The 21,804-nt window shown below is 67.2% G+C and carries 21 protein-coding genes; 11 read left to right on the forward strand and 10 right to left on the reverse strand.

The features are described 5' to 3' along the window. Window positions 1–9 precede the first annotated feature (9 nt). On the forward strand, window positions 10–1,245 hold the full coding sequence (locus K3U96_RS07865; protein WP_220692615.1) for a cytochrome P450: 1,236 nt from the start codon (window positions 10–12) through the stop codon (window positions 1,243–1,245). Here the strand turns inward: K3U96_RS07865 and K3U96_RS07870 are convergent. From K3U96_RS07870 to K3U96_RS07890, 5 genes are read right to left on the reverse strand one after another with little or no spacing between them, the layout of a single operon-like run. Further along, window positions 1,216–2,535 carry an MFS transporter gene (locus K3U96_RS07870; RefSeq protein WP_220692616.1) on the reverse strand — a complete coding sequence of 440 codons (1,320 nt, stop codon included), beginning with the start codon at window positions 2,533–2,535 and terminating at the stop codon, window positions 1,216–1,218. The genes K3U96_RS07865 and K3U96_RS07870 overlap by 30 nt on opposite strands. Further along, window positions 2,522–3,997 carry an adenylate/guanylate cyclase domain-containing protein gene (locus K3U96_RS07875; protein ID WP_220692617.1) on the reverse strand — a complete coding sequence of 492 codons (1,476 nt, stop codon included), beginning with the start codon at window positions 3,995–3,997 and terminating at the stop codon, window positions 2,522–2,524. The genes K3U96_RS07870 and K3U96_RS07875 overlap by 14 nt, the downstream gene beginning before the upstream one ends. A gap of 13 nt (window positions 3,998–4,010) precedes the next feature. Next, complete coding sequence (locus K3U96_RS07880; protein WP_069406740.1) at window positions 4,011–4,313, reverse strand: hypothetical protein; 303 nt, start codon at window positions 4,311–4,313, stop codon at window positions 4,011–4,013. Between the two features lie 10 nt (window positions 4,314–4,323). Beyond that, entirely contained in the window at window positions 4,324–5,835 is a 1,512-nt protein-coding gene (locus K3U96_RS07885; protein ID WP_220692618.1) for a class I adenylate-forming enzyme family protein, read from the reverse strand. Then, complete coding sequence (locus K3U96_RS07890) at window positions 5,832–6,671, reverse strand: SDR family oxidoreductase (protein WP_220692619.1); 840 nt, start codon at window positions 6,669–6,671, stop codon at window positions 5,832–5,834. The genes K3U96_RS07885 and K3U96_RS07890 overlap by 4 nt, the downstream gene beginning before the upstream one ends. Window positions 6,672–6,872: 201 nt before the next feature. On the opposite strand from K3U96_RS07890, the gene K3U96_RS07895 reads away from it, so the two are divergent. The 4 genes from K3U96_RS07895 (at window position 6,873) to K3U96_RS07910 (ending at window position 11,039) form a co-directional block, all read left to right on the forward strand. Further along, a complete protein-coding gene (locus tag K3U96_RS07895; RefSeq protein WP_069406744.1) occupies window positions 6,873–8,450 on the forward strand; it encodes a methylmalonyl-CoA mutase family protein in 1,578 nt (525 codons plus the stop codon). After that, window positions 8,450–8,869 carry a cobalamin B12-binding domain-containing protein gene (locus K3U96_RS07900; RefSeq protein WP_069406745.1) on the forward strand — a complete coding sequence of 140 codons (420 nt, stop codon included), beginning with the start codon at window positions 8,450–8,452 and terminating at the stop codon, window positions 8,867–8,869. Before K3U96_RS07895 ends, K3U96_RS07900 begins: the two co-directional genes overlap by 1 nt. A 53-nt stretch (window positions 8,870–8,922) precedes the next feature. After that, entirely contained in the window at window positions 8,923–9,879 is a 957-nt protein-coding gene (locus tag K3U96_RS07905; protein ID WP_220692620.1) for an LLM class F420-dependent oxidoreductase, read from the forward strand. Window positions 9,880–9,971: 92 nt separating this feature from the next. Further along, window positions 9,972–11,039 (forward strand): CaiB/BaiF CoA transferase family protein, encoded by a 1,068-nt coding sequence (locus K3U96_RS07910; RefSeq protein WP_069406747.1) that lies wholly within the window; start codon window positions 9,972–9,974, stop codon window positions 11,037–11,039. On the opposite strand, the gene K3U96_RS07915 is transcribed toward K3U96_RS07910, so the two are convergent. Beyond that, window positions 11,027–11,344, reverse strand: a complete 318-nt coding sequence (locus K3U96_RS07915) for a 2Fe-2S iron-sulfur cluster-binding protein (protein WP_069406748.1) — start codon at window positions 11,342–11,344, stop codon at window positions 11,027–11,029. The two genes, K3U96_RS07910 and K3U96_RS07915, sit on opposite strands and share 13 nt — an antisense overlap. Window positions 11,345–11,455: 111 nt before the next feature. Between K3U96_RS07915 and K3U96_RS07920 the strand changes: the two genes are divergently transcribed. The 4 genes from K3U96_RS07920 to K3U96_RS07935 are packed head-to-tail and all read left to right on the forward strand — an operon-like array spanning window position 11,456 to window position 15,495. Continuing rightward, window positions 11,456–12,853: a class I adenylate-forming enzyme family protein gene (locus K3U96_RS07920; RefSeq protein ID WP_220692621.1), complete on the forward strand. Its 1,398-nt coding sequence runs from the start codon at window positions 11,456–11,458 to the stop codon at window positions 12,851–12,853. Further along, window positions 12,838–13,653 (forward strand): acyl-CoA dehydrogenase family protein, encoded by an 816-nt coding sequence (locus K3U96_RS07925; RefSeq protein WP_220692622.1) that lies wholly within the window; start codon window positions 12,838–12,840, stop codon window positions 13,651–13,653. Before K3U96_RS07920 ends, K3U96_RS07925 begins: the two co-directional genes overlap by 16 nt. Next, window positions 13,640–14,728 carry an acyl-CoA dehydrogenase family protein gene (locus K3U96_RS07930; RefSeq protein ID WP_220692623.1) on the forward strand — a complete coding sequence of 363 codons (1,089 nt, stop codon included), beginning with the start codon at window positions 13,640–13,642 and terminating at the stop codon, window positions 14,726–14,728. The genes K3U96_RS07925 and K3U96_RS07930 overlap by 14 nt, the downstream gene beginning before the upstream one ends. Further along, window positions 14,728–15,495 carry an enoyl-CoA hydratase/isomerase family protein gene (locus K3U96_RS07935; RefSeq protein ID WP_220692624.1) on the forward strand — a complete coding sequence of 256 codons (768 nt, stop codon included), beginning with the start codon at window positions 14,728–14,730 and terminating at the stop codon, window positions 15,493–15,495. The genes K3U96_RS07930 and K3U96_RS07935 overlap by 1 nt, the downstream gene beginning before the upstream one ends. A gap of 187 nt (window positions 15,496–15,682) precedes the next feature. Here the strand turns inward: K3U96_RS07935 and K3U96_RS07940 are convergent, their stop codons facing one another. Together K3U96_RS07940 and K3U96_RS07945 are read right to left on the reverse strand one after the other, a co-directional pair. Next, window positions 15,683–16,423 (reverse strand): SDR family NAD(P)-dependent oxidoreductase, encoded by a 741-nt coding sequence (locus K3U96_RS07940; RefSeq protein WP_220692625.1) that lies wholly within the window; start codon window positions 16,421–16,423, stop codon window positions 15,683–15,685. 7 nt (window positions 16,424–16,430) lie between these two features. Then, entirely contained in the window at window positions 16,431–17,195 is a 765-nt protein-coding gene (locus K3U96_RS07945) for an SDR family NAD(P)-dependent oxidoreductase (RefSeq protein ID WP_069407534.1), read from the reverse strand. A 78-nt stretch (window positions 17,196–17,273) separates the two neighbouring features. Between K3U96_RS07945 and K3U96_RS07950 the strand changes: the two genes are divergently transcribed. After that, window positions 17,274–18,413 carry a thiolase family protein gene (locus K3U96_RS07950; protein ID WP_220692626.1) on the forward strand — a complete coding sequence of 380 codons (1,140 nt, stop codon included), beginning with the start codon at window positions 17,274–17,276 and terminating at the stop codon, window positions 18,411–18,413. 12 nt (window positions 18,414–18,425) lie between these two features. Further along, window positions 18,426–19,307 (forward strand): ArgK/MeaB family GTPase, encoded by an 882-nt coding sequence (locus K3U96_RS07955; protein ID WP_220692627.1) that lies wholly within the window; start codon window positions 18,426–18,428, stop codon window positions 19,305–19,307. 7 nt (window positions 19,308–19,314) lie between these two features. On the opposite strand, the gene K3U96_RS07960 is transcribed toward K3U96_RS07955, so the two are convergent. After that, on the reverse strand, window positions 19,315–20,931 hold the full coding sequence (locus K3U96_RS07960) for an FAD-dependent oxidoreductase (RefSeq protein WP_220692628.1): 1,617 nt from the start codon (window positions 20,929–20,931) through the stop codon (window positions 19,315–19,317). A gap of 28 nt (window positions 20,932–20,959) precedes the next feature. After that, entirely contained in the window at window positions 20,960–21,697 is a 738-nt protein-coding gene (locus tag K3U96_RS07965; RefSeq protein ID WP_069407530.1) for an IclR family transcriptional regulator, read from the reverse strand. Window positions 21,698–21,804 lie beyond the last annotated feature (107 nt).

The following is a 21,804-nucleotide window of genomic DNA, read 5'->3' on the forward strand; positions in this document are numbered from 1 at the left end:
GGAGAAGCCATGCCGGTCCGGGCCGCGAAACCCAGTGTCTTCGAGGCCGGGCTTCCGTCGCTGGACTATGACCTCACCGCCACGCCGCAACAGATCTATCCGCAGTTCCGAGCCGCCCAGCAGATTGCGCCGATCGCCTTGGGACCCATTGGACCCGAGGTGATCTCGTATGAGATGGCCAGGACGGTGCTTCGCGACCCGCGGTTCGGGATACCGCAGGGCATCCACCTGTCCGCGCACGGGATCACCTCGGGGCCGCTGTGGGACAGGGTGACCCGCAGCATCTTGAACATGGACGGCGAGGAACACCGGCGACTGCGCGGGTTGGTGTCGAAGGCCTTCACACCGCGAGGGACCGCGCGCATGGAACCCACCATCCACGCCGTGGTCAACGAGCTCATCGACCGGGTCGCGGGCAAGGGCGGGTGCGAGTTCGTCGCTGACATCGCCAGGCCCTACCCGATTCCGGTGATCTGCGCGTTACTCGGTGCGCCACGGGAGGATTGGCAGCAGTTTTCGCGGTGGGCCGAGGACATCTTCAAGATCGTCAGCTTCGATTGCGACCTCGTCGAAGAAGCGCCGGTGATCTTGGCGGCGTGGGGCGAGTTCGACGACTACATCGACGAGATGATCGGGCACCGGCGCAATCGGCTCACCGACGACCTGCTGTCCGAGCTCATCCGCGCCGAGCACGACGGTGACCGGCTCAATCAGGGCGAACTGCGCATGCTGGCGTTCAGCATCCTGGTGGCAGGCACCGACACCACCCGAAGCCAGCTTTCCGCGTCGATGCAGGTGCTCTGCGACCATCCCGATCAATGGGAGTTGCTTCAGGACCGCCCGGAACTGGCGATGCCCGCCGTCGAGGAGACCATGCGCCACTCCCCGTCGATGTGCAGCACCGTGCGCAGCGCAATCGACGACGTCACAATCGGCGAATACACCTTTCCCGCAGGCACCTTCATCATCGTCAACACCTACGCCGCCAACCGTGACCCGACGATCTACGGGAACCCGACCCGCTTCGACATCACCCGCACGGACCCGCCCGCCATTCTGACGTTCGGCGGAGGAGCGCACTACTGCCTCGGCGCCAACCTGGCCCGCCGTGAGCTCGCCGAGGCGCTGACCATCCTCGCCCGACGGATCCCGAACGTGCGGCGCGTCGGGCAGGCGCCGTGGAAGCCGCTGCTCGGCATGAGCGGACCCACCGCCCTATACATCGAGTTCGACGCCGTTGTGTGAGTCGCGTGAGTCGCGCGACCACCCGCCGGGCAGAAAGCACGCCGACACCGCGGAGATCACCGACACCACCACCAGGTAGGCGACGATCGAGTCGCTGGTGTGCGTCGCCGCGTACAGCGCGGTGGCAACCGTCGGCGCGAAAGCCGAGCCCACCACCTGGGACAGCGTGTAGCCGATGGAAACCCCGCTGTAGCGCACGTCGGCGTCGAACGCGAGGCTGAACAACGATCCGGTGACTCCGGCGGCGGGGGCCATCGCGAACCCGAACACCAACAGCAGCGCGACCAGAAACAGTGCAGGCTTGCCGGTGTTGATCAACGCAAACGCCGGCCAGATCGACAGCCCCATCGCGACCACGCCGGCAACGAAGACCGGCTTGCGGCCGAGCCTGTCGGACAGCCCGCCGAACATCGGATACGTCGCGATGGCGACGAGGGCGGCTGCCGAAACGCCGAAAAGCGCTGCCGTTCGGTCGATCCCGGCCACCGTCGTCGCATAGGACACCAGGTAGGCCACGCAGATGTAGGCGAACACCCCTTGGGACAGGTAGGCGCCCGCGACCAGGAGAATCTGTTTGCCGTGTTTGCGGAATGCCTGCACGATCGGCATCGGCAACACCTGCGACCGTTGCCGAAGGACATCGAAGTCGGGGCTCTCCGTCACCGAAAGCCGGATCACCAGACCGATGGCGATCAGTACGGCGCTGGCCAGGAACGGGATGCGCCAACCCCACGCGAGAAACTGCGCGTCGGGCAGACCCGACACCGCGAAGAACGCCAGGGTGGCGGTCGCGGTGCCCGCCGGTGCGCCCATCTGGGGGAAGGCACCGTAGAGACCCTTGCGGTCGGGGCTGGCGTGCTCGACGGCCATCAGGGTAGCGCCGCCCCATTCGCCCCCGACGGCGAAGCCCTGCACAAGTCGCAACAGCGTCAACAGGATCGGCGCGGCCGCACCGATCTGGGCATAGGTCGGCAGCAGGCCCATCAACACCGTCGCGGCGCCCATCAACAGCAGCGAGTACACCAGCATCTTCTTGCGGCCCACCCGGTCCCCGAAGTGGCCGAACACGATTCCGCCGAGCGGACGGGCGACGAAGCCCACGCCGAACGTCGCGAACGACAACAGCAGGCCCATCGCGGGCGCGGCGTCGGGAAAGAACAGCTTCGGAAACACCAGCGCGGCGGCCGTGCCGTAGATGAGGAAGTCGTAGAACTCCACCGTCGTCCCGATGAAGCTCGCGGCGGCCACCCGCATCGAGGAGGTCGTGGAAACGGAATCAGTCCGAGACATCGTCGCTATCCGGCGCCCATAGTTGTGTCGGAGCGGCGCGGCCGCGCAGTAGCACTTCCGAACATTGGGTGGCCCAGCGGCTTTGCTCCTCCTGGCTTGCCCGTTCGATCGCCGCCCCCGAACTCAACACCCGACTCCGGTAGTCCTTGGCGAGGTCGGCCAAGCGGGCCGCCTCGTTGACCGCGTCGCCGACAACCGTGTACTCGTAGCGGTTTTCCGCGCCGATGTTGCCCGCGAATACCGAGCCTGCCGATACGCCGATGCCGAAGTCGACGGGGAGGCGCCGCAGTTGCGCTCGCAGGGAACGCGCGGTGGCCAAGCCGGCCGTCGGGGGATCGTCGATGCGCAGCGGTGCGCCGAAGACGGCCAGCGCCGCATCACCCTGAAACTTGTTGATCAACCCCTGGTGCGCGTCGACCTCGTCGACGACGATCCGGAAGAATTCGTTGAGCACCTCGGCGACCTCGTGGGGTTCGCGAGTCGCTGCCAGTCGTGTCGACTCCACCAGATCGACGAACAGCACGGTGACTTCACGCTCGTCGCCCGAAAGGGATTCGCTGTCGTCGACGGCGCGGCGTGCCACTTCCTCGCCCACGTGGCGGCCGAACAGATCCCGCAACCGGTCACGTTCGCGTAGCCCGGCGACCATGCTGTTGAACCCCCGCTGCAGTCGGCCGATCTCCGACCATTCATAGACGTCGACCGCATGGTCGATTCGTCCGCGCTCGACTTCGGCCATCGCGTCGACGACCTCTCCGACCGGATCTGAGATCGACATCGAGACCAGGATCATCGCCCGCAGACCGAGCACGACCGCGACGAGCGCCAGCACCAACAGCGCCAGTTCGATCGCGGTGTTCTCTGTGATGATCCAGTTACGGGACTGCAGTATCAGCAGCAGCGCGATAGCCAGGCCGGGCAGCGCCGTGCAGACCGTCCACATGAGCATCAGCCGGGCCCGCACACCTGGGGCTGTCAGCCCCCGCGACGTGGAATCCGGTGACACGCTGGCCAATATCGGGCGAAGCGTGCGTAGCGTGAACAGGAACCCGGTGCACAGCGTTGCGACGGCGCCGAACAGGATGGCCGAGGCGATGACCACCTGGACCTCGTTGCCCGCATCGAGGTTCAGCGGAATCAGCACAGCGGCGGTGAGCACCCATGGCGCCACGGTGATCGCCGACTGGCGGCGCAATGTCTTGAGAGCCGTTTGCCGTTCGGCTTCGGTGGGTCGGCGGCCCGCGCGCAGCCAGCGCAGGGACGGTGCGACGATGAGCACGGCTCCCACACCGGTGGTGGCCGCGCCGATGCAGATGAGTACTGCGGCGGTGATGATGTTTTCGGTCGTCGCGGCGCTGCCACCGCTGAGCGCCAGGACGATCGCGATGACCTCGGCGACCGTCAGGAGATAGGCCGACGCAAGGCCCGCCGCATACCGGGCGAGCAGGCGGCGTGGCCTCACAACCTGGAAGGTATCAGTCGCTCGCGGGGAGCGGTTTGGCTTCCTTGAGAGACAACGGCGTGGTACCCACGCTCAGCGTGCCCTTGCCCGCCTTGGTGACGAGCACCTCGGCGCCGTTGTCGTCGACGTAGCGCTTGCCCATCGCATTGCCATCCGCGAATGCGGGGTCAAGGGCGGCGTCGGATGACTTCTCGGCGTCCAGGGCCACCATCGGGACGCCACCGGCGCGGAGGTCGTCGAGGCTGTCGGCGCTGCGCACCACGATCACCTGGGTGTCGCAGACCTGGCTCTGCAAACGTGTGCCGTTCTTGATCATGTTCGGCTCCTTAGCTATTCGCGCTTGTTCGCGAGAGTTCATCGACCAGTTCGCGACGCAGCACCTTGCCCGTCGCGTTGGTGGGCAGCTCGTCTCGGAAGACGACCCGGTCCGGTGTGCGAGACCCGCGCAGTTGTCGTCGAACGAACTCGCGCAGCTCATCGGGGTCCGGGTTCGCCCGTCCGTCGGAAGCGACGACGGGTACGACCACCGCCACGATGATCTGGCCCCACTCGGGGTCTTCGGGCCCCACCACGGCGCATTCGTGCACCAGCGGATGTTCGACGAGGACGTCTTCGATCTCGGCCGGGGAGATGTTCTCCCCGCCCCGGATGATGGTGTCGTCGGACCGGCCGCCGATGAACAGGTAGCCGCCTTCGTCGAGCATGGCGATGTCCTTGGTGGGGAACCAGCCGTCGGCGTCGAGCACCGAGCCGATCTCGGCGTAGCGGCCCGACACCTGGTCTCCGCGGACGAACAACTCGCCCGTCTCGCCGGGCCCGAGCACGTCGCCGTCCTCGCCGCGGATCTGCACCTCTATGCCCGGCACGGGTTGGCCGACCGAGCCGAGCCGGCGCGCTACGGCGGCGTCGGCTGCTGCCAGAGCGGCGCGGTGGTCGTCGGGGGAGAGCACGGCGATGGTCGAGCTGGTTTCCGTGAGACCGTATGCGTTGACGAACCCGACGTTGGGAAGCAGGTCCAGTGCCTTACGCACCAACGGAAGCGCCACCTTGGAACCGCCGTAGGCCAGGTTGCGCAGCGTGGGAAGGTCGGCCGGATCGGTCTCGAGCGCCGTGACGATACGGTCGAGCATCGTCGGCACCACCGTCGCCGTTGTGACTCCCTCGTCACGTACCAACCGCACCCACTCCCGCGGGTCGAACTGACGCAGGTAGACCATCTTTCGGCCCGCATACAGGTTCGACAGTGCAGCACCCACCCCGGCGATATGGTAAGGCGGCACGCAGATCAGCGCGGCGTCATCGGGTTCCGCCGACGCGAACTCGACGGTGCCGGTGACGTAGCTGGTCAGGTTATTGTGCGTCAGCTCAACGGCTTTGGGCCGTGACGTGGTCCCCGAGGTGAACAGCACGACGCCGACGTCGTCGGGATCGGGAAACTCCGCGGCCGGTTCGGCGGCACGGGCGGCGGTGACGAACTCCGCGGCGTCGATCACCTGCTTACCCGCTCCGGCGATGGCGTCGTGGTATTCGCTGTCGGCGACCACCAGCGGCGCGGGTAACCGGTCGATCAACTCGCGCAGCCCGTCGCTGCTGAGGCGGTAGTTCAGCGGTGTGAATGCAACGCCTGCCCTGGCGGAGGCGAACAACAACAGCGGCAACATGAGACCGCCGGTACCGACGTAGGCGACGTGGGACGCGCCGGATGCTGCGATCGCGCCTGCACCCCCGTCGGCGAGCTCGCTCAGTTCGGTTGTGGTCAGGCGCAGTTCATCGGACACCACTGCCGTCCGATCGGGATCGCTCGAGGACGCCATCTCGAGCAGTAAGGAGATGCTCATTTGTCGATGAAGATATCAAGGATGGGATCGTCCCCGCCGCCGTAGCGCGACAGATCGGTGACGCCGGCCTCGGCGAGCACAGCGGAATCGACGTAGCACTGGCCGTTGACGTCGGCAGGCGGCCGCGACAGGATCTCGACGGCCGCATCGCCCATGATCTGCGGATCGCGCGACCGGGAAGCCAGCTCTGCGCCGTCGGCCAGGTTGGACACCGCCGCCGTGGCGATATACGTCTCGGGCCACAGGCAGGCGAAACCGACGGAGTCGTACTCGGCGGCCCAGCCCAGCGACAACAGCGTCATACCGTACTTGGACAGCGTGTAGGAGGGATGTGCGCCAAGCCAGTGCGGGTTCATGTTCAACGGCGGCGCCAGCGTCACCACGTGGGCGTTGGGCGATTTGGTCAGGTACGGCAGCGCCGCCTTGGTGAGCAGGAACGTGCCCCGGATGTTGATGTCCATCATCAGGTCGAACTTCTTGGCGCTGAGTCGGTCGGTCGGTTCGGTGGCGATGGCGCTGGCGTTGTTGACGACGATGTCGATGCCGCCGAACCGTTCGACCGCGGTGTCGACCGCGCGCTGAACGTCCTCTTCCTTGCGCACGTCACCGACCACCGCGATAGCCTTCCCGCCGCCCCGCCCGGAGCCCTTGCCGCCCGCGGCCTCCACCTCGGCGACAGCGGTGTGCACGGTGCCCGGAAGTTTGGGATGCGGTTCGGCGGTCTTGGCCAGCAACACCACGTTCGCCCCGCGTCGGGCCGCGGCGAGTGCGATGGCCAGCCCGATGCCGCGGCTGCCGCCGGATACGACCAGCGTGCGGTCGGTGAAGGTGGACATGGACCTCCTCGGGATGGCCGCCCCGATGCTACGAGGACAGGTTATCGGAGCGGTAGTGACGTTCTCATTTTACGCAAGTGCCATAATCGCTGTGTACGGGGTCTTCGCAGGTCCCCACCCGCCGCGCATCTGCCTTGTTCGGTGCGTGTTTGCGTCCTGCGGTATTGGCATTCTCATTTTTTGCAAGTACGTTATCCAATGATGAGCGAGCCAGTACAGACCCCGTCCGGGATCCCGCTCGAACCCGTTTACGGACCCGGCGACCGGGCGGCGGACCCGCCTGCGCCGGGCACCTATCCGTTCACCCGCGGCAACTTCGCGAGCGGTTACCGCGGCAAGACGTGGACGTTCCGGCAGTACTCGGGGTTCGGGACGGCCGAGGAGTCCAACCGCCGCTACCGCTATCTGCTCGATCAGGGCGGAACCGGGCTCTCGGTGGCGCTGGACCTGCCGACGCAGTGCGGCTATGACTCCGATGACCCGGAGTACGGCGAGGAGGTCGGTCGCGTCGGCGTCGCCGTCGACACGCTGGCCGACGCGGAGATCCTGTTCGACGGCATACCGCTGGACCAGATCTCCACGAGCTTCACGATCAACGGCACGGCCGCGATCCTGCTGGCGTTCTATGTCGCCGCCGCCGAGAAGAAGGGTGTGCCGCGCGAGAAGCTCACCGGCACCATCCAGAACGACATTCTCAAGGAGTATGCATCGCGCGGCACGTGGATCTGGCCGCCGGAACCCTCGTTGCGGCTGATCGCCGACACGATCGAGTTCTGCGCTGCCGAGGTGCCCCGGTTCAACGCGATCTCGGTGGCCGGTGCGCACTTCCGCGACGCGGGCGCCAACGCCGTTCAGGAAATGGCGTTCACCCTGGCCGACGGGGTCACGTACTGCGACACCGTCGTCGAGCGCGGCCGGATGACGATCGACAAGTTCGCCGCCCAGATCTCGTTCTTCTTCTACACCCACGGCGACTTCTTCGAGGAGATCGCCAAGTACCGCGCGGGACGGCGACGCTGGGCGACCATTGTGCGCGAGCGGTACGGCGCCACCACGGACAAGGCGTCGATGTTCCGCTTCGGCTGCGTGTCGGGTGGGGCCTCGCTATACGCGCCGCAGGCGCAGAACAACCTGGTCCGGGTCGCCTACGAGGCGATGGCCTCGGTGCTGGGCGGTGTGCAGTCGATGTTCACCGCGGCGTGGGATGAGCCGTTCGCGCTGCCCAGCGAGGAGTCGGCGACGCTGGCGCTGCGCACCCAGCAGATCCTGGCCTACGAGACCGGGGTGACCAAGGTGGCCGATCCGCTGGGCGGCTCGTACTTCGTTGAGGCTCTCACCGACGCCACCGAGGAGAAGATCATCGAGATCATGAGCGATCTCGAGCAGCACGGCGGCATGGTGCGCTGCATCGAGGACGGTTACCTGCAGGGTCTGATCGCCGACGAGGCGTTCAAGATCCACCAGGAAGTCGAATCGGGTGTCCGGCCCGTTATCGGCGTCAACAAGTTCGTCGCCGAGGAGCCGCCACCCGAGATCGCCACCTACGAACTCGACGCCGAAGGGCGCGACCTGCAGCTCAAGCGGCTCGCCAAGGTGAAGGCAGAACGCAGTGACGGGGCCGTGAAGGAAGCCCTAGCGGCGCTTGCGGCATCGGCGGAAGGCGAGGACAACCTCATGCACAAGCTGATCGACTGTGCCAACGCGTACTGCACGGTCGGTGAAATGGTGTCCACGCTCAAGTCGGTGTGGGGCGAATTCCAGCAGCCGGTGGTGTTCTGATGGCCTCCGCGCAGGACAGCCCGGTCCGCGTCCTGGTCGCCAAGCCCGGTCTGGACGGCCATGACCGCGGCGCCAAGATCGTCGCACGCACCCTGCGTGACGCCGGCTTCGAGGTGATCTACACCGGGATCCGGCAGCGCATCGAGGACATCGTCTCGATCGCGCTGCAGGAAGACGTTGCACTGGTGGGCCTTTCGATCCTGTCGGGCGCACACGTGGCGCTGACCGCGCGCACCGTCGATGCGTTGCGGGCGGCCGACGCAGGCGACATCGCGGTCGTGGTGGGCGGCACCATTCCGCAGGGTGACGTGCCCAAGTTGCTCGAAGCCGGTGCGGCTGCGGTGTTTCCCACCGGGACGGCGCTGGACACGCTCGTCGACGAGGTGCGCAAACTGACCTCGGAACGAGTAAGCGAATGACCGCGGGCCCTGCTCGCCGGGGATCATTTACTACGTCACGGGGAGAGGGTTAGATGCGGCTCGGTGTGATGATCGGGGCCGAGCGCGGCGATATGGCGCGCAAGGTCAAGAAGTTGCTCGACGACATCGAGTGGGCCGAGGCCGCCGGACTGGACACCGCGTGGATGCCCCAGGTGCCCAACGACTTCGACTGCCTGACCATGGTGACCTTGATGGGCGGACGCACCTCGCGCATCGAGTTGGGCACGGCCGTCGTCCCGCTGCAGGCGCAGCACCCGATCGCGCTGGCGCGCCAGGCGCTGTCCGTGCACGCCGGGATCGGCGGCCGGTTGGCGCTGGGTGTGGGGCCGTCGCACCACTGGATCGTGCGCGACATGCTCGGCATCCCTTACGAGCGGCCCGCCGCCTACACCCGCGACTATCTCGAGGTGCTCAACGCCGCGCTGGCCGGGCCCGGTGACGTCGACGTGGACAACGACACGTTCACCGTGCACAACCCGACCGTGCTCGGCGCCGAGTCGCCGATGCCGGTGCTGGTGGCCGCGCTCGGGCCGGTGATGCTGCAGATCGCCGGTGAGCGCGCCGACGGGACCGTGTTGTGGATGGCCGACGAGAAGGCCATCGGTGAGCACATCGCGCCGAAGATCAACAAGGCGGCCGCGGAGGCGGGTCGTCCGGCGCCGCGCATCGTCGCCGGAATTCCGGTGTGCCTGTGTGCGAATTCGGAGATCGACGCGGCGAAGGATCGAGCGAACCGGATTCTGGCCGAGGCGGAGACGTCACCGAACTACCAGCGGCTGTTGGACCGCGGCGATGCGCGCGACGTCGGCGACCTGTGCGCTGCCGGCGACGAAGACGCCATCCTTGCGCGCTTCAAGAAGTTCGCCGACGCCGGAGTCACGGACCTGTCGGTGCGGTTGTTGCCGATCGGGGACAACCGCGACGAGCTGATCGCGTCGAAATACCGGACGCGCGAGGTGATCGCGGAACTGGCCAAGGCTGTGCGATGAGCGCTTGCGCGAAGAGCCGAGGGCAGCGATGAGCGCTTGCGCGAAGAGCCGAGGGCAGCGATGAGCGCTTGCGCGAAGAGCCGAGGGCAGCGATGAGCGCTGCGGCGCCGCTCGCCGGTATCCGCATCCTGGAAGTCGGCGTCATGCTGGCCGGTCCGTACGCGACGATGCTACTGGCCGATCTCGGCGCCGAGGTGATCAAGATCGAGCCGCCCGGTGGCGAGATCTCGCGTCAGGTCTCCGACAGCTACTTCGCCAGCCTGAACCGCAACAAGAAGAGCGTCGTGCTGGATCTGCGGTCAGAGACCGGGCGGCAGCGGTTGGGTGAGCTGGTCGCGAGCTCACATGCGCTGCTGGTGAATATGAAGCCGTCGGCGATCAAGAAGCTGGGCTTGACCTACGCCTCGCTGCGGCAGTTCAACGAGCGGATCGTGTGTGTGGCGCTGACGGGTTTCGGCCTGGACGGCGGCGACGACCCGGCGTTCGACTACGTCATCCAGGCGGCGACCGGGGTGGCGATGATGACCGGTGACCCGGCCGGTCCACCCACGCTGCCCGGCTATTCGTCGGCGGACAATTCCACCGGTCTGACCGCGGCGTTGGGCCTGTTGGCCCAGATCGTCTCGGGGCGCGGCGGTCAGGTGGATGTGTCGCTGCGCGATGTGATGTTGTCGCAGTTGAACTACCGCGCGTCAGCGTATCTCAACGACGGCGCACCGCCGCTGCGCTATCCGATGGGTGCGCATTCGTATTACGTTCCAGCGCAGCTGTTCTTGACAGCTGACGGCTACCTGGCGCTGTTCATCACCCACGACGCGTTCTGGCGGTCCTTCTGCGCGGAGGCAGGGATCGACGGCTTCCCGACGATGGCGGAGCGGGCAGCCAAACGCGACGAGGTGCTGGCGGTCGTGTCGGCCGCGCTGGCCACCGACACCGCGACGGGCTGGGAGGCGCGACTACGTCCGCTGGGCATTCCGGTTTCGGCGGTCCGGACGCTGCCCGAAGCGCTGGAGGCCACACCGGAGGTGGTGGTCACCGCGGGTGATTTCCGGTTGGTGCGCAGCCCGATTCGCATCGATGGGTACGAACCAGATTACCGCCCGGCCCCAGGGGTCGACGAGCACGGTGGTGCCGTTCGGCCCGCGGCTCACTCGTCGTAGCTGACGCTTACCGACTCGGTGTCCGGAACGGCTTGGCAGGTCAGGATGTATCCCTCTTCGACCTCATCGGGCTCCAGGGCGTCGTTGACGCGCATGGTGGCGCGGCCTGCGATGAGCTTGCCCATACATGTGCCACAGTTGCCGGCTTCACACGAGAATGGCGGAGACAGACCGGCGCGGCGCGCGCTCTCCAGCAGCGTCTCGTTCGGCATCCGGGGGACCGAGACCTTTTTGTGGTCGAGGACGATCGTCACCTGTGCCGCGCCGCCGTCGGCGGACGGATCAGGCATCGGATCTGCCGTCATCGAACCTCTCCTGGCATATGGGTTCTAACAGAAAGAGAATATCATTCTCGTTTAATGATACGCTATTCTCAGTGCATCGTAGAACTCGGCAGCGGCCAGTGAGGACAGGGTGTGAGTGAGCCGACCGCGCTCGTTTTCGAGGACCGCGAGTACACCCTGCCTGAACTCGATGATCTCGCTGCCGCAATGGCGGGGGCCCTGGAACGTCGCGGGGTAGCGGCCGGGCAGCGCGTCGCGCTGATGTCGTCCAACCGGCCCGAGTTCGTCATCGCACTGCGGGCCATCTGGGGACTGGGTGCGGCCGCGGTCCTGCTCAGTCCGGCATGGCGGCGCGGGGAGGTCGAACACGCGCTGGCGTTGACGGCGCCGACGCACGCGGTGGGCGACCATCCGGTGCTCGGCGAGTTGATGCCGATGTTGCACCTCGACGAGCCGCTCACCCCGCAGCGACGTGCGCTTGTGTCACCCGCGCCAGAATCCGACGCGCTGTTCGTGTTCAGCTCCGGCACCACCGGCATGCCCAAGGCGGTGCGGCATACCCACGGCGGTTTCGCCGTCGCCGTGCGGCACTGGCGCGACGCCCTCGGGCTGTCGGCGGCCGACCGGATGCAGATCATGACGCCGCCGTCGCACATCTTGGGCCTGCTGAACATCGTGATGGCCCTGGACACCGGGGCGTGGATCCGGCTGCACCGCCGGTTCGACATCGATGCGATGTTGGCGCACATCGAATCCGATCGCATCACCGTCGAGATGGCTGTCGCGCCGATCGCGCTGGCGCTGGCCGCCCATCCGCGCCTGGACTCCTACGATCTGTCGTCGCTGCGCTACATCATGTGGTGCGCTACCCCGGTCACCGCAAGTGTCGCCGAAGCCGTCGCGGACAAGGCCGGGGTGAATTGGGTAACCGCCTACGGAACCAGCGAGTTGCCGGTCATCTCGGGTAATTCGCTGGAAGGTGCGCGGCTCGACACCGTCGGGCGGCCGGTACCCGGGGTCGAGGTGCGCATCGTCTCGCTGGAGGACGGCGCGCTGTTGGCGACCGGTGAGGTCGGGGAGATCCAGGCCCGGTCGGATTCGGTGATGGCCGGCTACCTTCCGGATTCGGCTACGGCGCAGGCATTCTCGGACGGCTGGTACCGGACCGGCGACGTCGGCTATCTCGACGACGCCGGCTGGCTGCGCATCACCGACCGGGCCAAGGAGATGATCAAGGTGCGTGGTTTTCAGATCGCCCCCGCCGAGATCGAGGGCGTCTTACATGGACACCCCGCCGTCGAGGACTGCGCGGTGTTCGGGGTGCCCGACCACGCCAACGGCGAGGCCGTGATCGCGGCCGTCAAAACGTGCGGCACGGTCAACGCCGACGAGTTGATCGCGTTGGTCACCAATTCTCTTGCGTCGTACAAGCGGCCGAGCCGGGTGGAGTTCGTCTCGGAGATCCCGCGGTTGCCATCCGGAAAGGTATTGCGTCGAGTGCTCAAGGAGCGTCTGTGGACGTCCGTCTGACAAGTGAACAGCAACAGCTGCGCGAGGCCGCAGCCAAACTGGCCGACGACCTCGGTCCCGGTTCGGTCGCCGACCTCGACGACAACAGCCGGCGTGCGCGGCTGGAAAAGGCGGTGGATGCCACCGGCTTTCGCACGCTGCGCTCGGACGGCGCGTCCGGCGTCGAGGTGGCCGTCGTCGCCGAGGAGTTCGCCCGCGGGCTGGTCGACGTGCCGTTCATCGGACGTGTGCTGGCCGATGACCTCAGCCGCCGCCTCGGCAGGGAATGGTCGGCTGCGGGCGCGCAGGCCAGTACCGTCGACCTGACGAAAGCGCTTGCCGGGGTGGTCGAGTCACCCGCGCAGCTGGCGGACCTCGACGACGAGAACGCCATCCGCTGGCGCGCGTTGGCGCTCACCGTCACGTGTGCGGATCTGGTCGGTGCGGCCCGCGGCACGCAGAACCTGGCTGTCGAGTACGCCAAGGTACGCGAACAGTACGGTGCGACGATCGGGTCCTATCAGGCGGTCGGTCACCTGTTGGCCGAAGCGCTGGCGCTCATCGAGGGGTCGATCAGCGTGCTGCGTCATGCGGCGTGGGCCGTCGACGAGTTGCCCGCCGCCGAGGCGGTCGAGGCCGCCCGGGTCGCCAAGATCTACTGTGCGCGTGCGGCGCTGACCGTATGCGAGACGTCGATCCAGGTGCACGGAGGCATCGGCAACACCTGGGAATGTCTTGCCCACGTGTACCTGCGGCGGGTGCTGGTCGCCACCGAGACGTGGCCTGTCAAGCTGGAGGAGCTGTCCATTGGACTTTCGTGATTCACCGGAGGAAGCCGCGTTCCGCGTCCGGTTGCGCGACTGGCTGACCGAGCAGAAGGGCAGGTTCCCGACGTCGGGGGACGAGTACTGGGCCGCCCAGGGCGCCTGGCATCAGGCGTTGTATCGGGCCGGCTTTTTCGGGACGTCGTGGCCGAAGAAGTACGGCGGACAGGACCTTCCGCCGGTGTACGACGTCATCGTCGACGAGGAGATCGCCAAGGCCGGCGCACCCGCGCGGCCCAGCCTGGGATACCTCGTCGTGGGGCTGTCCCACCACGGCAACGAGGACCTGCGGCAACGGTTTCTGCCGGGCATGATCAACGGCACCGAGCGGTGGTGCCAAGGCTTTTCGGAGCCCGGCGCGGGATCGGATCTGGCGTCGCTGACCACCACCGCCTTGCGCGACGGCGACGAGTACGTGATCTCCGGGCACAAGATCTGGACCAGCTACTCCGACGTCGCCGACTGGTGTCTCGTCCTGGCCCGCACCGACAGAGACGTCCCGAAGCACAAGGGAATCTCGGCGTTCATCGTCTCCATGCATCAGCCGGGCATCGAGCAGCGGCCGCTGAAGATGATCAGCGGCGTCACCAAGGAATTCGGTCAGGTCGGTTTCGACGGCGCCCGGGTGCCCGCCGACCAGATGGTGGGCGAGCCCGGGGACGGCTGGAAACTGGCGATGACCGTGGTCAGCCACGAGCGCGAGCCGTCGACGCTGGGCTTCTCGGCGCGGTACGGAAAGCTGGTCCGCCAGTTGGCCTCCCGAGTCGACGGCGCGACGCCCGAAGAGCTGTCCTGGGCCTGGGTGCAGACCGAGATGCTGCGGTTGCACGTGCGCAGGCGGTTGTCGGAACAGCTCGACGGCATCACCCACGGACCCCAGGGGTCCCTCGACAAGCTGCTGATGACCTGGGTCGAGCAGTCCGTCGGCCACGCCGCGCTGGCGACGGTCGGCACCGACGACCAGGAGCTGTTCGGTGCGTACATGTACAGCCGGGCGCAAAGCGTCATGGGCGGTACCTCACAGATTCAGAAGAACATCATCGCGCAACGCATTCTCGGATTGGGGTCCTGATGTACGACATGCCAGACGAAATCGATGTTCAAGCCGACGGTGCATTGCGCATCATCACGCTGAACCGGCCCGACGACTTGAACGCGGTCAACGACGCCCTACACGTCGGGCTCGCGCGGCTCTGGGAGGCGCTCAACGAGGATGCCGACGCGCGCGCGGCGGTGATCACCGGCGCAGGCAGAGCCTTCTCGGCTGGTGGTGACTTCAACTACCTCGACGAGCTGCGCAACGACGAAGCCTTGCGCCAGAAGACGATCAAACACGGTCGCGACATCGTGATCGGCATGGTGCGCTGCCGCATGCCGGTGGTCGCCGCGGTCAACGGTCCTGCGGTCGGGCTGGGCTGCAGCCTCGCGGCGCTGTCCGACGTCGTCTACATCGCCGACGGCGCGTTCTTCGCCGACCCGCACGTCTCGATCGGGCTCGTCGCCGCCGACGGCGGTCCGCTCGTATGGGGTTCGCAGATCAGCCTGCTGCAGGCCAAGGAGTTCGCGCTCACCGGTGTGCGGATCAACGCCCAGCGTGCCGTCGAACTCGGTATGGCCAATCACGTGGTCGAGGATCCGCTGGCCGAGGCCATCGCGTGCGCCAAGAAGCTGATCGAGCTTCCGCGCCAAGCCGTGGAGGCCACCAAGCGCCTGATGAACCTGCAACTGGAGAAGTCGGTGCTCGCGTCGCTGGATTACGCCAACCTCGCCGAATACGTGTCGTTCGGCACGACCGACTTCAACAAGATCGTCGACGGGCTGATCGCGAAGAACAACTAGCCGCTTTTCTTCGCGAGCGTGCGTGTCTGCGGCCGACCCGCCGAAGTTTCTGCCGAGTTTGCGCACGCTCGATAACAACGCGTTTCGTGGCGCACTTAGGGTTGCTCCGCAACTCCTGCGCAGTGAGCGTGCGCGAAATCGCGTCATTCCGCGGCGTGTCCGCCTCAGACACGCACGCTCGCGGCGGTCAGAAGGTGAGGGCTTCGGAGCGCTGGACGGTGCCGGTGATGCCGGTGGCGTCCTGCTGGGCCAGTCGCACCGCGGCGTTGGCCATCGCTTCGGGCGGTTCGACCATCTCGGGCGGTACCTGCATCCCGCCGCCGCCGGCCTGCCACCCCTCGGTCAGCACCACCCGCGACGGGGACAGGCAGTTCACCGCGATGTTGTCCGGCGCCAGATCGGTTGCCAATCCCCGATATAACCGCTCCACGGCGGCCTTGGACACCCAGTAGGCGTTGGACCCGTGCTCGATCATGTCGACGCCGGTGGTGGTGATCGCGATCAGCGAACCACCGCCGCGGGCGCGCACGTGCGGGATGACGGCCTTCGTCACCAGAAAGACACCGGTCAGGTTGACGTTGAGGCACAACTGCCACTGCTTGAGCGGCGTCGACTCGATCGGCCCCAACCACAGCACACCGGCATTGGCGACCAGCACGTCGATCCCGCCGAACTCTGAAACCGTTGCCGCCACGGCATTCTCGACCGACTCCTCGCTGGTGACGTCGCACTGCACCGGCAACGCGCATCCGCCCGCCGCCGTGATCCGTTCGGCGACCGCATGAATCGTGCCAGGAACCTTGCCTTCTTGCTCGGTGCGCGCGGCAACGGCGACGGCGGCCCCTTGCCGGGCGAGCGCAGTGGCCACCGTCGCGCCGATGCCGCGGCTGGCGCCGGCGACGAACGCGACCTTGTCGGCCAGGGTCATTGCCGGATCATTTCGGTGGGAATCGCAACGCTCCATCGAGGCGAATGATCTCGCCGTTGAGGTAGTCGTTTTCGACGATGCTCTGCGCAAGCTGCGCGTACTCCGTCGACCGGCCCATCCGCTTGGGGAACGGCACCTGCGGACCCCAGTACTGCTCCAGCTGGTCGGCCGCCTGGCCGTAGGCGGGCGTGTTGATGGTTCCGGGCGCGATGGTCACGACGCGGATACCGAGCGGCGACAGGTCGCGGGCCGCGTTCAACGTCATGCCGATGACGCCGCCCTTGGCCGCGGCATACGGTAGCTGGCCGATCTGCCCTTCATAACCGGCGATTGAGGCGGTGTTCACGATGACGCCGCGGGCACCCTCCTCGAGCGGTTCGGTCCTGGCGATCGCCGCCGCGCTCAACCGCATGATGTTGAACACCGCGGTCAGGTAGTACTTGATGGTGGTTTCGAAGGCGTCGAGCCCCAGCGGGGAACCGTCTTTGCCGACCAGCCGGCCACCGCCGGCGGGACCGCCGTGGGTGTCCACCGAGATGCGCAGCGGCCCCAGCGACTCCGCTTCGGCGATCGCGGCGAGCACCGAGTCCTCTGAGGTGGCGTCGGTGGGCACATACCGCACGCCGAGTTCCTTCTCCAGTGCCTTGCCCTTGTCGTCGGCGAGGTCGGCGACCACGACCTTGGCCCCCGCACCGTGTAGGCGCCGAACCGTTGCCTCACCGAGGCCACCCGCGCCGCCGACCACCATCGCCGCGCTACCTGCAATTTGCATATGGTTCCCCTTCTTGCAACTGGCACTCTCGAACTGAGAGAATAACATTCTCATACTCGCTCGAAACGGAGACACTTGATGCCTGAAGCCGTGATCGTTTCTGCGCTGCGCACCCCCATCGGCACCGCGGTGAAAGGCACGCTGCGCGACACCGACGCCTACCAGCTGGCCGAGCACGTGGTGGGCGCCGCGGTTGGCGAGCTGGGCGCACATCCAGTCGACGACGTGGTGCTCGGCGAGGGGCTCTACGGCGGCGGCGTCGTGGCCCGGCACGCGGCGATCACCGCGGGGCTGACCGAGGCACCCGGGCTCGCGGTCAACCGGCACTGCGCGGCGGGTCAGGCCGCTGTGCAGGGTGCGGCGGCCAGCATCCGCGCGGGCATGGACCAACTCGTCATCGCCGGCGGCGTCAACTCCGCATCCACATCGCCGAGGTTCACGCGCCGGGCCGGAGAGGACTGGGTCGACTGGTTTCCGCCCACGCATCCGAACCGGCCGGACGCCCCGAACATGGACATGTCGATCACCGTGGGCTGGAACGCCGCGGTCAAGGCGGGTGTCAGCCGCGCCGAGATGGACGAATGGGCGCTGGGCTCGCACCGCAAGGCGATTGCGGCGATCGACGAAGGCCGGTTCAAGCACGAGATCGTGCCCATCGAGACTGCGCACGGCCTGTTCGACACCGACGAACATCCACGCCGCGACACCAGCCTGGAGAAGCTGGCTGCGCTCAAACCGCTGCACCCCGAGATCGAGGGGTTCTCCATCACCGCGGGCAACGCCTGCGGCGCCAACGACGGTGCCGCGGTGCTCGCGATCGCCAGCGATCGCCTCGGCCTGCCGGCTCTGGCCACCGTGCGGTCGTGGGCATCGGTCGGCGTCGACCCGGCGTCGACCGGGCTCGCGCCGGTGGAGGCGATTCCGAAAGCGCTTGCCCGGGCCCGGCTTTCCCTTGCCGACGTCGATGTCTTCGAGATCAACGAGGCGTTCGCGTCGATGTGCGTGGCCACGATGAAGTTGCTCGACATCGACCCCGACCGCGTCAACGTCAGCGGCAGCGGTTGCTCACTGGGTCATCCGGTGGCCGCCACCGGTGCGCGGATGCTCGTCACGCTCGTGCATGAGTTGCGCAGGCGCGGCGGCGGTATCGGGGTCGCCGCGATGTGCGCGGGCGGCGGGATGGGATCGGCCACGGTGATCGAGGTCCCGACGCCGTAGACTGCCGAAGCGATGACCATCGACGAACTCATTGCCTCGGCGCGCAGCGGATCTCCCCGGGCCGCCGGACGCCTGTTGAGTCTGGTCGAAAGCCCCCGCCGCAAAGAGGTTCTCGAGGCGCTCGGCGTGGTCGCCGCGCCGCGCATCGTCGGCGTGACCGGTCCGCCGGGTGCAGGCAAGTCGACGACGGTCGGTGTGCTCGTCGGCGCGTACCGGGAGCGCGGCATGCGGGTCGCGGTGCTGGCCGTCGATCCGTCGTCACCGTACAGCGGCGGCGCCCTGCTGGGCGACCGGATCCGAATGGCCGCTCATATCAACGACTCCGATGTGCTCATCCGGTCGGTGGCGGCACGCGGACACCTCGGCGGGTTGGCCGCCGCCGTCCCCGCGGCCATCCGGCTGCTCGCCGCGCTGTCCTACGACCTGATCGTGTTGGAAACAGTGGGTGTCGGACAGTCAGAGATCGAGATCGCGGCTGTGGCGGATCCGACGGTCGTCATCCTCAATCCCGGTGGCGGCGACGCCGTGCAGGCGGCGAAGGCCGGCCTGTTGGAGGTCGCCGACATCGTGGTCATCAACAAGGCGGACCGCGAGGGCGCCGATCAAACCGTGCGAGACCTCCGCGGCGAGACCAGCGTGCCTATTCTGAAAATCGTTGCCACGCAAGGTGGGGGCATCACCGATCTGGTCGAGGCCATCGAAGCCCATCACCGTGCCGACAGTCATCAGCGGCGCACCGCGCGGGCCCGCTCGCAGATCTTGTCGCTGGCGCAGACGTTGTTGCGTAACCATCCGGACCTGGACCGGCTTGCGCAATCGGTCGCCGACGGCAGCGACGACGCCTACACCGCCGCCGAGCGGTTGTTCGGCGACGGCATCGGTGAGCCAACCTGACGGGTGGTTACTTCGCCGGCTGGGCGCGCGTCGAAACCGCAAGCCCCGCGCGGTAACCGAATACCATTGCCGGGCCGATCGTCCCGCCCGCACCGCCGTACGCCTTGCCTGTCGCACCGGCCATCGCGTTGCCCGCGGCGAACAGCCCCGGGATGGCCGCGCCGCTGACATGCAGCACCCGGCCATCGCGGTCGGTACGCGGACCGCCCTTGGTGCCCATCGCGCCGATCGACACCGGTACCGCGTAATAGGGCGCCGTGTCGAGCGGACCCAGCGTCTTGCCTGCTGTCGTCGCCGCCTTGTCGTCACCCCAGTATCCGTCGTAAGCACTTGACCCACGGCCGAAGTCGGGATCGCTCTCGTGAGCGACGGCGTCGTTCCACGCCGAAAGCGTGCGTGCCAGCCCGTCGGCGTCGATGCCGGTCTTGGCTTCGAGCTCCGCGAGGTCGGCCGACGGTGAGAACCAGTCCGGGGCCTGCCCGCCGGGTTCGACGCCGAGGAACCCATACCGCTTGAGATGCTGCGAGTCGAACACGATCCAGGCGGGATCGTTCGCGTAACCGTGCCGCGGGTCGAGGTAGTGAAACGGCCCTGCCATCGAGTTGTACTCGCCTGCTTCGTTGAGAAACCTTCTGCCCGCCTGGTTGACGATGATGCTGCGCGGCCGGGTGCGCTCCAGCCGGACGCTTCTGCTGCGCGGATGGCCGGCGTAGGTGTCGCCGGGCAACTGCACGATCGGCACCCACCAGGCCTCGCCCATGTTGGCCAGATCCGCCCCGTGCGCCATCGCCATGCGCAGCCCGTCGCCGGTGTTGTTCGGTGGGGACACCGCTCCGCGCATCGGGCCGCGCAGATATGCCTCGACCAGTTTCGGATCCCATTCGAATCCGCCGGTGCCCAGTACGACGCCGCGGCGGGCGCGCACGTTGAAGTCTCTGCCGTCCTGGGTGATTCGCACACCGGTGATGCCGAGCGGGTCGGCGATGAGCTCGACCGCCCTGGCATTGGTCCGGGGTACCACGCCGCGGTCGAGCAGTCCGCTCAGCAGCCCGGCGATCAACGCGGTTCCGGCCACGCAGTAGTCGCCGGAGTCGTCATCGAGCGATGCATGGATGCGCGCCCTGGTCTCGGCGTCGATACCGACGTTGCTGAAGTCGGCGGGAAACGACGTGATGCGCTCACGCCACTCTCCGAGGCGGGACAAGTCGAACGGTTTGGCGTTCAGGGACCTTCCGCCGCCGGGCCGACCGCCGGGCAGCTCCGGTTTGTAATCCGGGAAGCCTTCGGCGATCTCGAAGCGCAGGTCGCTGTTGGCCTCGACGAACTCCAGCATTTCCGGGCCAGTGCGCACGAACGTCTCGACCAGTTCGTCGTCCATGAACCCCAACGACTGCGCGCGCAGGTAGGCCATCGCGTCGTCGACGCTCAGCTCACCGTCGGCGGAGCGCGAATGTGCGGGAATCCACAGGATTCCACCGGAAACCGCCGTGGTGCCACCGACCGTGGCCGCCTTTTCGTAGACCTCCACCGAGGCGCCGTTCACCGCAGCAGTGAGCGCCGAGGTCAGTCCCGCCCCGCCACTGCCGAGAACGACCACGTCGACGTCATGGTCCCAATCCGTCACCGGTAGCTCCTTTCGGCTGCCGCGGTTCTCAACTGAGGATCGCGGATAATTCGTTGGCCGCCTTGACAACCGCGTCTTTGCCGCCGATCACGACATCTTCGCGATGAGAGATGAGGTTGATGCACGTGGGCGGCGACGGCGGCTCTCGTCGCACTGGAACGGCCAGACCGTAGGTGTTCGGCTCCACCTCACCGTGGGTGATCACCCAACCCTGCTTGCGGGCCAACGGAACGAGGTCGCGTTCTCCTGGCCGCGGCGGCATGCTGGCAAGGAGCGCAATCCCCGCTGCCCCGCGCTCGAGCGGATAGCGGCTGCCCTCATGGAAGGACATTTGGTAGAAGACGTTGGTCGGCACGATCACCGCGATCGCGACCTGCTGATCGCCCTCGGCGACGAGCAACGACACGGTGCTGCCGAGTTCGTCGGCCAGCGCGCGAAGTGTCGGCAGGCTGAGTTGGCGCACGTTGTTGTCGAAGGACGCCCCGAGCACCGCGAGGGCGGCCGCCGCGCGATAACGCCCGTCCTCGCCCTTGGCCACCAGCCGAAACTGCGACAGCGTGGACAGCAGCCGATACGCGATCGTGCGGTGCACCCCGATGCTGTCGGCGACCTCCTGCGCGGTGAGTCCCGCCCGTGCCGTCGCGACCAACTGCAGCGCGGCCAGCCCGCGGGCCAACGTCTGTGAGCCGGGCGCACCGTTGGGCACGCCGGAACCGGGCTCCGCCTTGCGGCGTCCGCCGCCTTTTGAACCCTCACCCGACGCCATCGCGGTCCCCTCCTGGGTGTCCCTTGACATCACCACTCCTGAGAGTGATGCTCTGACTATAGTGCACGTAGGTGTGCGATAAATGAGCAAAGTGCTTACAAATTCCG

Source organism: Mycolicibacterium holsaticum DSM 44478 = JCM 12374 (assembly GCF_019645835.1).
Taxonomy (GTDB): Bacteria; Actinomycetota; Actinomycetes; order Mycobacteriales; family Mycobacteriaceae; genus Mycobacterium; species Mycobacterium holsaticum.